An 11805-nucleotide genomic window follows, 5' to 3' on the forward strand; every position below is an offset into this window, starting at 1 on the left:
CGCATAGATACAGCCAAGCTTTATTAAAATGCTCGGTTAACTGCGTGTTCTCGCCATATTTGCGCCACGCGACGCGCCAGTTTCAAGCGCCCTATTGGTCCCAAGGCCCGCTGCTGGGTCGATAGCATAAACCTCTGCTAAAGGACTTTACCATGAAAACGCCTATCGCTGCCGCTTTGTTCGCTTCTGCCATTTCGCTCGCACCTGCTGCGCTGCACGCTCAAGAAACGCTATACAATCCGAATCCCACATTTGCGCAAGCCGGTCAGTGGTACACAGCACCGAACGGGTGTTCTTATAGCCGCACGCAAGCACCGGGCCAGCCTGTACAATGGATGCTGATCCTTAATCCACACCACATTGGCGGCCGCAATGCCACATCAGGCTGCGCGAGCATTTTGCAAGGCTAACGCGCCTTACGCGGCCTGAAGCAAACTGCAAACTCTGCTTTGCTCTACAGGGCGCGCAAGCCCGATCAAACTATTGGCAAAGGCAATCGATTCTGGAAACAGATCGCGAATTTCCTTTGCCATTTGACTCGTCGCCAGAAGGCCTTCGTGACCGGGAAAAAAGCTCTCGGAGACAAAGCCAGAGCAGGTCACAAGCTGATGGCTTTCGAACATGACGTGCACATAGGTCACAGAGTTTCGCGACACCCGCTCAACCGTCTCGCCGTTGATCAGTGCCTTGGCGGGAACCAGTATTTCGTTCAAGCCAAACAACAACTCGCTCTGCCATCCTTCAATTAGAATCCTGTGCTGTGGTGAAACAAGGATGTTCTTCGTCGCCCCCAGCGTTCCCTTGCGAATGCGTATCGGAGCGTATTCACCTGTCCCGTCTACTTTGGTTTGACCAATCCAACGTACGGCGCATGCCCCATTGTCTATTGTTGAAACCAAATCGCCTACGCAAAGCGTCTCGATTGCAACAGGTCTATTCGGGGTGTCAATCATCGTGCCTTTCGTAAAACAGGCGAGACCAGAATCGCCCGGATTTACCGCTTCATAGACAAGCGTGTCAGGGTCAGGTTGATTGAATTGCAGCGTCGTTGTTGTGGAATTAGGCCCAACCACGACAGGCAGATTTTCGGACGTAGCGCCTGCCGCCAATCCATCAACCGCGACGATGTTCTGGGTGCCGCCGCCGATGTCATAGAAGTCAACAACAGTGCTCGTATCGGTATTGACCAGCGCATAAGCTTCATAGTTCCCGCTTCCACCACCATTCGGATCGGTCAAATAAATGGGAAAAAAGTCCGCAGAGATGACAAAGATTTGCTCGCCGTTGTCCGGATCAATTGAAGTTTGCACGTCAGGGTGCGTCAGTGGAATTTCAATGCCGACGGTCCCGTTCGCTTCATAAAACGAAACTGTGAAATCCGCAGGATCTTCACCCGCATTCAAGGCGACTTCTAAAAACTCAGAAACACCAGACGATGCTGCATAGGCGTTTGAGTAGTGTAGTTCACTGATACGAGCCATTGGGCAAACCCTCAGAACGAAAAACCAACATCGTTAAGATATGGTTTTCTTTGGTGGGTATCAGGGGGAAAACCCGCGAATTCCTTTCGGCAATGACAAAACCCTGTAAACAATCTGTTTCGCGAGCGTGAAGTCAATACGCGCGGAAATAGCCGCTGGCTAATCCTCTTGCGACACGGGCGCTTACCGCCCTGCGGGCTAAGTGAGCGGCTTCTCGAACCGCCAAAGCAAGAGAGGAAACGAGCCGCCTTGGGTATCGAGGGCGACCGTTTCTTCACCCACATTTCGCCAGCCTTGTCGGGCGTAAAAGCGAGCGGCGCGCTCATTGCCTATCGCGCAGGACAGCCAAGCCAATGTGTGACCGCTTGCGCAGATTGCTCGTTCAGCATCTTCTATTAGCAGCGACGCAACCCCTTTGCCGCGCGCTGCGCCACCGACATACATTTGATAAAGCTCCGCCGCCTTCACCATTGTAAAACCAAGCACTTCTTCGCCACGAAGCGCGACGCGCGTCTTGGTCATGTTCTCTAAGACGCGGTCTTGAAAGCTCTCTAAGGTGCGCAGCTTAGTCAGTTCAGCGGGAACGACATTGGCATGACCGTCGATCCACCCCTGATGCCAAAGTTGGGCGAGTTGCGCCGCATGCTCAGGCTTCATATCAACTAGCTTAATCTCCATTCCAAGACATCTAGTCGCCTTGGTGCCACGCAACAACGAAAAAGGCCCCGATCCAATGATCAGGGCCTTCTCAAATCTCGAAAAGCGGATCGCTTACGCTGCGAGCGCTGCTTTCGCTTGATCAACAACCGCGCCGAACGCTTCTGGCTCGTTCACTGCGAGATCAGCGAGAACCTTACGGTCCACTTCGATACCAGCAAGCATCAGACCATTGATAAAGCGGCTGTATGTCAGCGCCTCGTCGTGGCTGCGAACAGCTGCGTTGATACGCTGGATCCACAATGCGCGGAAGTTGCGCTTGCGGTTCTTGCGGTCGCGTGTTGCGTATTGATTTGCCTTGTCGACCGCCTGTGCTGCGACCTTGAAGGTATTTTTACGACGTCCATAATAGCCTTTTGCGGCTTTGACGACTTTACGGTGACGGGCGTGGGTTACTGTACCACCTTTAACGCGTGACATCTCTCAAATCTCCTTAGCGTGAATATGGCATCATCGACTTGACGATTTTCTCGTCAGCAGCCGCGAGTGTGGTTGTACCACGTGCATTGCGAAGGAATTTGTTTGTGCGCTTGATCATGCCGTGCTGTTTGCCAGCTTGAGCAGCTTTCACGCGGCCACTGGCCGTAGTTTTGAACCGCTTTTTGCAGCTCGATTTTGTCTTCATCTTGGGCATTTCCGTCTCCTCTTTAGGGTCGGTAAACGCGCGCACTCGGCATGCCACTTCGAGCCGGACGCACGTGTAGAGAGGGCCGTTTAGGACAGGCTTAAAGATTCCGCAAGAGGGAAGTTACCCGATCAGATCGCGTGTGACTTTAACAAAAACCTCCGGGATTTGATCAAGCGTATATCCTCCCGGCTTGCTCGTCACAGCCCAAGCTACCATTCCGCCACCTATCATGATCATAAGCGCAGCCGCGCGCGGTGTTCGACTGTCCGAAAAAGCCGAAACAATCGCGGGGATCGAAAACCCCGCAATGACCAAGCCTATCACCAAAGCCATGTCGTAACTCATCCCATACACTCCACAATTAAACGTGGCGGCACGCTACTCTGGATCAGAAGCGTAGATCAATCTTTCCTCGCAAGGTGCAACCCTGAGGATGTTTGTCGTGCCGGGAATATTGAAAGGAACACCCGCAGTGACAACGATTTGATCTGTTTCAGTTGCAAGACCACTGGATCGCGCGGCACGTGCCGCAGAAACAACTGCCCCTTTAAAGCGATCCAACTCGCCGGTCTTTACGCAGAATGTACCCCAGGTGAGGGCAAGACGGCGCGCCGTGCTAACCTGAGACGTCATCGCGATAATCGGTACACGCGGACGTTCGCGCGCAGTAAGCAGTGCTGTTGTTCCGCTTTGCGTAAAGCAGCAAATCGCCTTGATCTCAGTAGTCTCTGCAATTTCACGGGCGGCGGCAACAATACCATCCGCAACGCTTGTTCGGCTTGCCACGCGCGAGGATTCGATGATTTCCGTGTAGGTCGGATCGCTTTCCACCTCTTGCGCCACGTTATCCATCGTTGTCACGGCTTCGATAGGATACTCACCTGCGGCACTCTCCGCGCTGAGCATGATCGCGTCTGACCCTTCATAGATCGCCGTCGCGACATCGGACACTTCTGCGCGTGTCGGCATCGGGCTCTCGATCATCGATTCAAGCATTTGAGTCGCAACAATCACGGGCTTTGCCGCCGCGCGGCAGCGTCGCACCAACCGCTTTTGAATTGGCGGAACGTTTTGAACAGGCAACTCGACGCCTAGATCTCCGCGCGCGACCATTATGCCGTCGGACGCATCTAAAATCTCGTCAAAGCTGGAAACTGCGGAGGGCTTTTCAATCTTGGAGAGCACCGCGGCGCGCCCACGAACCAAGTCGCGCGCGTCCCAGACATCTTTTGCGCGCTGAACAAAGGACAATGCGAGCCAATCAACACCAAGTTCGCAAACGAATTCCAGATCAGCGAGATCTTTTTCTGATAGCGCAGCCAAAGGCAGCAAAACGTCGGGTACATTCACGCCTTTGCGATTTGAAATCGTGCCGCCAATAACAACCTCGCAATTGGCAAAATCAGCGCCGCAGTCTTTGACTTTTAGGCGTATTTTACCGTCATTCACCAAAAGGGATGCGCCAGGCTCTAATGCAGCAAAAATTTCTGGGTGCGGTAGACGCACACGGCTGACGTCGCCCGCCGCATCCTCAAGATCGAGCCTGAAATCCGCGCCTTCGATCAGTTCCTCTGCACCATTTGCAAACTCGCCAACCCTAAGTTTTGGCCCCTGCAAATCCGCGAGAATACCAATTGGGCTATCGAGGTCTTCTTCAACCTGTCGAATAGTTGCGTGTAGCTCACCGATTTTGTCATGCGTGCCATGGCTCATGTTGAGACGGAACACGTCCGCGCCCGCTTCATGAAGCGCACGGATCATATTATAATCGCTAGAAGCTGGCCCTAACGTCGCCACGATTTTTACGTTGCGATTGCGTCTCATATTTTAGTTCCCATCTCGGTTCATCTGGCGATCTGTCAAAATGTTATCGCTAACATGACTTATTGCGCATTTCCAATTGCGCAGCAACTACCCTATTGCTTAGGCAAACTAGGAAACAGACGTGTGACATACCAGCCTTTCTTTACATACGGCAGCGAACGGCAAGCCCGTTGGGTCGTAACCAGCGATCACGCGAGCAATACAGTGCCTGATTTTGTCAACGGTGGCGATTTGGGTCTTCCACCCTCTGACATGCAACGACACATAGCCTACGACATCGGCGCAGATGGCGTTGCACAGGCCTTGGGCGAAATGCTTGCCGCCCCTGTGATTTGCTCGAACTTTTCCCGCCTCGTTATTGATCCCAACCGCGGCATTGATGATCCAACTTTGTTAATGAAGCTTTACGATGGCACGATTATTCCAGCCAACAGAAACGCTGGCGCTGAAGAACTTAAGCAGCGCTTAGAAGCCTGCTACCTTCCCTACCACACTGCGCTTGACGCTCTTATGCAGCGCGTTGAAAAACCTGTTTTGCTCTCGATCCATTCTTTCACACCCCAGTTAAAAGGGCGCCCCAAACGACCTTGGGAAATCGGCATTCTTTACGCCCATGATGATCGCTTGGCACGTCCATTGATGAACCTCTTGCAAGATGAACCCGATCTCACGATTGGGGACAACGAACCTTACTTGGGTCATTTGCCGGGCGATGCAGTCGACAAACACGCGCTTCAGCACGGTCATCTTAATGTGCTGATCGAACTTCGAAATGATCTCATCGAAACGAAACCCCAGCAACGCGCATGGGCAGAGCGACTAGCACCTTTGCTTGAAACCGCGCTCGCTCGCACCGAGCTTTAATCCGACACGCTACAGGAGCCAAAAATGGACGCACAAACTCAGCTAGAACTCGAAGCCGCCGCCTTTCGCCGCTTGCGCGATCACTTAGCAGAACGCACAGATGTTCAGAACATCGACATGATGAACCTGTCAGGTTTTTGCCGGAACTGCCTCTCGCGCTGGTATCAAGAAGCGGCCAGCGAGCGCGGCATCGAGATGAGCAAAGACGAAGGGCGCGAAGCCTTTTACGGGATGCCCTATTCAGAATGGCGCGATCAATTCCAGACGGATGCCTCAGATGCACAAAAGGCCGCGTTTGAGATTTCTCACAAACAAGCGACCTAATGAAAAATGGCCCTGCGCTAAGGGAAACTTAGCGCAGGGCCTTCGTTGGCAATTAGTAAACGTCGCCGTCTTCAACACGTTTTGAGAACTCGGTCTCACCACCCGCTGCGAGCACTTTGGCTTGCGCAATCCAAGTGTCACGGCTTACGCGACCTTTGAACCCTTCGAGGTTCGCATTCACCCATGCTTCTTCGTCAGCAGTCCAATTGGCGATCTGATCGAAGTGATAAAAACCAAGCGAATTGCATAGCTTCTCCAGCTTTGGCCCGATGCCTTTGATCTGCTTGAGATCATCCGCCTGACCATTGCGCGCTTCGCTCAAAGTCTCGGGCTTGGTGCCCTCGTTTGCGCCTTCCAGAACGCCGTCGCCATCATAGTCAACCGCGTCCGTCGCTTCGGCAACAGGTGCTGGCGCGGCCGCTTCAACCACTGGCGCGGCGACTGCGGCAGGCGCGACTGGCTGTGCTTCCAGCTCTGCCTTGGCATCAAGCTCGGCTTGCAATGTCGCAATGCGCGCGTCCTTGTCAGCGTGTTTTGCTCGGCACGCCTCTAGCTCGCGACGTAGCCCATCGGCCTCACCGGAATCTACATTTACTGTGCTACGACGACCCCAAATCAACCAACCGACAAACAAACCTAGCAAAGCCGCCAGTAAGATCAGAACGACCATTTCACTTATCAAAAAGCCCCATTCACGAAACATAACTTAATCCTTCCACACTTTATTGCTGCGCCCAGCGCACTGTTGTCCGACGATTTGCCGCGCGCCCGTCTTCGGTCGCATTGTCTGCAATTGGTTTACTCGCACCATACCCGATGGCTGAAAGCGCGTTTTCCGGGATGCCCCGTGCGATCATCGCATTGCGCACCGCTTCTGCGCGCGCTGCGCTTAGCTCGAAATTGCCCGATCCGGTGTTATCCGTATGACCGCCAAGCTCTGCCACCAAATTTGCCTCTCGCACACAGCGGCCAAGAACCGCAGCCATTGCGTTGATCGCACGTAGGCTTTGCGGGCCAAGATCAGCTGAACCACTGAGGAAATTGATCTTCGTGCTCGCCAGAAGTTTATCCGACTGGGCACCGCAGTTTGCGAGGGACGGAGTAAAATCGAACTTGGGCAACCAAGCACCATACTCAAATCGCTCAGAGATGCCTGTCGCCGCATTCACCCGCTCACTCCCGTTTGCAGGGGTCGTCGTCAACGCCGTAAGTGAAGGCGTCAAAGAACCGTCGAAATCGTCGGCAATACTACTTTGTACAAGCGCTGCATTCACACCAGGAGCGGTCACACCTGACAAACTCGGCGTGTCACCCTGCATTGTGAGCGTTGCGTTTTCAAATTCGGGCAACCAGCCCTTTAGCTTTGCCAACATGCCGAGCGCAGGCGCACCTTCACCTTTCAATCCTGCTTTGGCACTGCCAGCGACCGCAGAAATGCCCAGCGCCGCGCCGATCTGCTGTAAATCAAGACCGTTTGGCAATTTACCGTCAACGGTAACGCCCTTTGCGGCATCGTAAGCAACCGAATAGGCAATTGGCTTCCCGTCGTCGCGGGTCTCGATATCGCTTTCTAATGTATAGCCTTCTGGCAGTTCCATCGCCGCAAGCAAAGTATCGCGATCATTTGGCGTATCAACCAAACCAGTGATGCGAAGCGTGTTGCCCGTCAGCGAGGTCGTTCCCTCATCGAGTTGCGACAAAGCCCCTAATCCTGTGCCGATTGCTGCTTCCCAACGCTCTGGGGCGCCGGATGCAAGCGTTAGACCCTCTGCTCCCGCCGCACCACTTTTCGCCAAGACTGCGCGCATTTCTTCAGAGGGAACGTTGCCTTGCATCAAGGTTTGTCCATCTTTGCGCGTAGCCGCGATTGTATAAGGCTTTGCAACGGGCAAAACCTCCAGCTCGTCCAGCACAACGCGACGACCTTCAACCTCGTGAAGCGATGCAACCAACGCCTCGCGTTCTGCTTCGGTGTCAGCCAACCCCGATATCCGAATATCGCGACCCGTAACTTCAGTTTGCACCGCGTGCACAGCGCTAGAAACAGCTGCTCCCGCGCGCTCACCAATTGCGTTTTGCATGTCCAAAGCGTGGTCTTTTGCGCCCCAATACCCAAGTGCGCCAACACCTGCGGCCAGCACCACACCACCTAAGAGTTTCCGCATAACTTGCCCTCTTTTCACTACACATTCTCGAATTTGAATGCTCTCAGCGCATAGGACGTCAGATCAATAGGCAGGCGCAAGGGGGAAGGTTCTTTGTAAAAACCCCAAAATGCACAAAACCTCGCGTTTCCACGCGAGGTTGCCACTAGAATAGGCGGTTTGCCAAATTTTCGATAGAGCTTTTAGATTGCTGTCTTCATGCTTTCTTCGAGATATAGCTCACGCAGACGTGGCGCGACACGTCCCGGTGTTCCATCGCCAAGCTGCGCACCGTCAATCTCTACGACAGGCATAACAAAAGTAGACGCAGAGGTAATAAAGGCTTCATCTGCCTGCATCGCCTCTTCAATGGTGAAGTTACGCTCTTCAACTTCCATCTGCGCCTCTTGCGCAAACCGCAACACCGCAGCGCGGGTGATACCGTGCAAAATGTCGTTCGACAGCGCGCGCGTGATGATTTTGTTACCCTTCACAATATACGCGTTGTTGGATGTGCCTTCCGTGACAAACCCATCCTCAACCAGCCAAGCATCATCAACACCTGCTTTTTTCGCCATCATTTTACCCATCGACGGATAGAGCAACTGAACCGTTTTGATGTCGCGACGCCCCCAACGCACATCCTCAATCGAAATGACTTTTATACCTTCTTGGGCGGCTGGTGACGCAGCAAGACCCGGCTTGTTCTGAGTGAACAGTACAATCGTTGAGGGCGTCGTATCAGGATCAGGAAAAACAAAATCGCGATCATCTGGCGCGCCGCGAGTGATTTGAAGATAGATCATGCCCTCTTCAATTCCGTTGGCGCGAACCAATTCACGGTGAACCTCTAACAGATCATCTTTGCTAATCGGGCTACGCATTTCCAACTCATCCAAAGAGCGCTGCAAGCGCACAGCATGTCCATCGAAATCAATCAGCTTGCCACCTAAAACCGATGTCACCTCATACACACCGTCCGCCATGAGGAAGCCGCGATCAAAGATCGACACTTTTGCTTCGGTTTCGGGGAGATATTCGCCGTTCACATATACGGTGCGGGTCATTGGGTTCGTCCTTGTAAGTAAATCAGTCGCGTTAGGGTGTCTTTTCCATAGCTTGCAGCACCTCTGCAAGGCTACGGATTGCCCCAGTTTGCAAATATTCCATCGCCTTGAGCGAGGCATCATGCGCCTCAATGCTGGACCCTGCCACGCACTCTTCAATCACGCGAGTGAAATAGTCCTGCTGATGGGCATCCACAAAAGTGTAATGCACGCATACATCCGTCAACCCGCCAACGAGGATCAGCGTTTCCGCTTTTAGACCCTTCAGCAGGATTTCCAGATCAGTCCCAAAGAACGCGGAGTAACGGCGTTTAGGTACCACGTAATCTGTGGGCAGGATTCCCATCTCTTTAACGGCCAACGCTGTTTTGGGATTGTCTTCCAAACAATGCACGTCTTCGTCACCATCAAGTTCACGGCCAAAGTCGATGAGATCCGGGCGGTGCACTTCTTGGATAAAAATCACAGGAATTCCTGCCGCGCGCGCGCCGTCAATAGCTTTGCGCGCCTCTAGCATACGCTCTTTATAACCCGGCATGTTGTCGATGGAACGCACGAGACTGTCGTCGATAAAGGTCGAGGCCTGAATATCAATCACGATAAGGGCTGCTTTGCCCTCGATAAGCGCGCGTTTAGGTGTGTTTGTGTTAGCCATTTCTTACCCCCAAAGCGCAGGTTCTGGCGGGTGAACGCCCTTGCTGTCAAATTGCAGCGGAGTTGCGCGATCTTCGGCCAACAATAGCGGCCCGTCCAAGTCCGTAAACGAAACACCTTGAGCCAGCAGCGTTGCTGGGGCCATCGCCAAGGAAGAACCAACCATACAGCCGACCATAACACCGTATCCTTCTGCCAAAGCCGCCTCTTTCAGCGCCAGCGCTTCGGTCAAGCCACCGGTCTTATCCAGCTTGATGTTCACCACATCATACTTGCCTTTCAGCTTCGGCAAACTCGCGCGGTCATGACAGGATTCGTCAGCGCAAACAGGCAGAGGGCGCTCGATTTCGCTTAGCATGTCATCTTGGCCCGCAGGCAAGGGCTGCTCCACCAATTCGACCCCGAGACCAACCAAATGCGGGGCAAGTTCCGCATAGACATCCGCGCTCCAGCCCTCGTTTGCATCAATGATGATCCGAGACTTGGGCGCACCTTTGCGCACGGCTTCAAGGCGGGGCATGTCATCTGGCGTGCCAAGCTTGATCTTGAGCAGTGGGCGATAGGCATTCTCTGCCGCCTGCGCTTGCATCTTTTCGGGGGTGTCTAAGGACAATGTGTAGGCGGTGATTTCTGGTCCAGGCTTGGAGAGCCCCGCAAGCTCCCAAACGGGTTTACCCGCGCGCTTGGCTTCCAAATCCCAAAGCGCGCAGTCCACGGCATTGCGCGCCGCGCCCGCTTCAAGCAGATCATAAAGCGCACCGCGCGTTACATCCGCTGGCAAGCCGCGTATTTGCGCTTCAACGCTTTCCATAGTTTCATCATAACGCGCATAGGGAACACATTCGCCCCAGCCGCTATGGGCACCGTCACTCACGCGAACGGTCAGCACTTTTGCTTCAGTGCGCGAGCCTCGCGAGATCGTAAAGACCTGCGCGAGTTTGAACACGTCGTGAGTGACGTCAATTTGCATAGTTTAAATTTCCGCTAGAGCATCTACCAATCGATCTGCACCATGACGATACGGATCAGTGGTTGGCAAGCCCATACGGTCCTCAACTTCTTTCAAATATGCGTCTGCCTCATCGTCGCTCATGTGCTGCGTGTTCACAGATATGCCAACAACCTTGCACGCTGGATTGCCCACCTGCGCCAGCGGCAATGCGGTGTCGCGAAGGGCCTCAAGGGTTGGAAGCGTATACGTTGGCAAGCCGCGCATATGCGTGCGCGTTGGCTCATGGCACAGGATCAAGGCATCAGGCTGTCCGCCGTGGATAAGCGCCATCGTTACGCCAGAATAGGACACATGGAACAAGCTGCCCTGCCCCTCAATCATGTCCCAGTGATCCGCATCATTGTCTGGTGTGAGATACTCAACCGCGCCCGCCATAAAATCCGCGACAACAGCATCAAGCGGAACGCCGTGACCTGTGATCAAGATGCCCGTCTGACCCGTTGCACGGAAGGTGGATTTCAACCCGCGCTTTTTCATTACAGCATCCATCGCAAGCGCTGTATACATCTTACCAGCCGAACAATCCGTACCCACTGCAAGGCAACGTTTACCCGTGCGCTTGATCCCGTTTGCGATCGGATACCCGACTGTTGGAACACGCACGTCGTGCAACGTGCCACCGTGAGTTTGCGCGGCAGCGACCAAATCGCCTTCATCGCGCAATAGATTGTGCAGGCCAGATGCCAGATCATATCCCATCTCAAGCGCCTCAATCAGCACGGCTTTCCAAGCTTGGCTGATAACACCGCCGCGGTTCGCAACACCGATCACCAGAGTCTTGGCACCCGCTGCTCTTCCCTCGGCCAATGTCATCTCTTTCAGACCAACATCAGCGCCGCATCCTTTTAGCGTAAGCTGACCAACAGAGTTCTCTGGACGCCAGTCCTTGATCCCTTGCGCAACCTTCGCAGAGAGCTGGTCCGGTGCGTCACCCAAGAATAGCAGATATGGTGTTTCAATCATGGTCGTCCCCTAAGAATCTATCGTGTTAACGCGCATTTTGCTGCGGACCAGTCGCGAGTTTCTTTTGTTGTCGTGAAGTTTGAGGGAAATATTGAAAGAATTTTGCAGGAAATCGAAAATACATGCA

General features: G+C 53.7%; 15 protein-coding genes. 3 read left to right on the plus strand and 12 right to left on the minus strand.

Annotated elements, in window-relative coordinates; translation table 11 throughout:
• Positions 1–152 precede the first annotated feature (152 nt).
• Positions 153–410 (plus strand): hypothetical protein, encoded by a 258-nt coding sequence (locus tag ACRBCU_RS08875; RefSeq protein WP_431365023.1) that lies wholly within the window; start codon positions 153–155, stop codon positions 408–410.
• A gap of 6 nt (positions 411–416) precedes the next feature.
• On the opposite strand, the gene ACRBCU_RS08880 is transcribed toward ACRBCU_RS08875, so the two are convergent.
• From ACRBCU_RS08880 to pyk, 6 genes are all read right to left on the minus strand, one after another.
• Positions 417–1481 (minus strand): Hint domain-containing protein, encoded by a 1065-nt coding sequence (locus ACRBCU_RS08880; RefSeq protein WP_431365024.1) that lies wholly within the window; start codon positions 1479–1481, stop codon positions 417–419.
• 198 nt (positions 1482–1679) lie between these two features.
• Complete coding sequence (locus tag ACRBCU_RS08885; protein WP_431365025.1) at positions 1680–2159, minus strand: GNAT family N-acetyltransferase; 480 nt, start codon at positions 2157–2159, stop codon at positions 1680–1682.
• Positions 2160–2252: 93 nt separating this feature from the next.
• Positions 2253–2618 carry a 50S ribosomal protein L20 gene (gene rplT, locus ACRBCU_RS08890; RefSeq protein ID WP_431365026.1) on the minus strand — a complete coding sequence of 122 codons (366 nt, stop codon included), beginning with the start codon at positions 2616–2618 and terminating at the stop codon, positions 2253–2255.
• 13 nt (positions 2619–2631) lie between these two features.
• On the minus strand, positions 2632–2832 hold the full coding sequence (rpmI, locus tag ACRBCU_RS08895) for a 50S ribosomal protein L35 (protein WP_431365027.1): 201 nt from the start codon (positions 2830–2832) through the stop codon (positions 2632–2634).
• Between the two features lie 114 nt (positions 2833–2946).
• On the minus strand, positions 2947–3171 hold the full coding sequence (locus ACRBCU_RS08900) for a hypothetical protein (protein ID WP_431365028.1): 225 nt from the start codon (positions 3169–3171) through the stop codon (positions 2947–2949).
• Between the two features lie 33 nt (positions 3172–3204).
• Positions 3205–4650 carry a pyruvate kinase gene (gene pyk, locus ACRBCU_RS08905; RefSeq protein WP_431365029.1) on the minus strand — a complete coding sequence of 482 codons (1446 nt, stop codon included), beginning with the start codon at positions 4648–4650 and terminating at the stop codon, positions 3205–3207.
• 123 nt (positions 4651–4773) lie between these two features.
• Here pyk and ACRBCU_RS08910 point away from each other — a divergent pair, with 123 nt between their 5' ends.
• Complete coding sequence (locus ACRBCU_RS08910) at positions 4774–5514, plus strand: N-formylglutamate amidohydrolase (RefSeq protein WP_431365030.1); 741 nt, start codon at positions 4774–4776, stop codon at positions 5512–5514.
• 24 nt (positions 5515–5538) lie between these two features.
• Positions 5539–5838, plus strand: a complete 300-nt coding sequence (locus tag ACRBCU_RS08915) for a DUF1244 domain-containing protein (protein WP_431365031.1) — start codon at positions 5539–5541, stop codon at positions 5836–5838.
• Between the two features lie 52 nt (positions 5839–5890).
• Here the strand turns inward: ACRBCU_RS08915 and ACRBCU_RS08920 are convergent, their stop codons facing one another.
• The 6 genes from ACRBCU_RS08920 to dgcN all read right to left on the minus strand — a co-directional run bounded on the left by ACRBCU_RS08920 (position 5891) and on the right by dgcN (position 11678).
• The gene (locus ACRBCU_RS08920) at positions 5891–6541 is read right to left on the minus strand and encodes a hypothetical protein (RefSeq protein WP_431365032.1); all 651 of its coding nucleotides are present in this window, start codon (positions 6539–6541) and stop codon (positions 5891–5893) included.
• Between the two features lie 19 nt (positions 6542–6560).
• Entirely contained in the window at positions 6561–8003 is a 1443-nt protein-coding gene (locus ACRBCU_RS08925; RefSeq protein ID WP_431365033.1) for an OmpA family protein, read from the minus strand.
• 182 nt (positions 8004–8185) lie between these two features.
• Positions 8186–9049 carry a D-amino-acid transaminase gene (locus ACRBCU_RS08930; protein WP_431365034.1) on the minus strand — a complete coding sequence of 288 codons (864 nt, stop codon included), beginning with the start codon at positions 9047–9049 and terminating at the stop codon, positions 8186–8188.
• A gap of 31 nt (positions 9050–9080) precedes the next feature.
• Positions 9081–9704 carry a cysteine hydrolase gene (locus tag ACRBCU_RS08935; protein WP_431365035.1) on the minus strand — a complete coding sequence of 208 codons (624 nt, stop codon included), beginning with the start codon at positions 9702–9704 and terminating at the stop codon, positions 9081–9083.
• A gap of 3 nt (positions 9705–9707) precedes the next feature.
• Positions 9708–10673 carry an N-acetyl-D-Glu racemase DgcA gene (dgcA, locus tag ACRBCU_RS08940; RefSeq protein ID WP_431365036.1) on the minus strand — a complete coding sequence of 322 codons (966 nt, stop codon included), beginning with the start codon at positions 10671–10673 and terminating at the stop codon, positions 9708–9710.
• A 3-nt stretch (positions 10674–10676) separates the two neighbouring features.
• Positions 10677–11678, minus strand: coding sequence for an N-acetyltransferase DgcN (gene dgcN, locus ACRBCU_RS08945; RefSeq protein ID WP_431365037.1), 1002 nt, complete (start codon positions 11676–11678; stop codon positions 10677–10679).
• Positions 11679–11805 lie beyond the last annotated feature (127 nt).

Origin of the sequence: Planktotalea sp., assembly GCF_050633725.1 — a bacterium.
Lineage (GTDB): Bacteria > Pseudomonadota > Alphaproteobacteria > Rhodobacterales > Rhodobacteraceae > Planktotalea.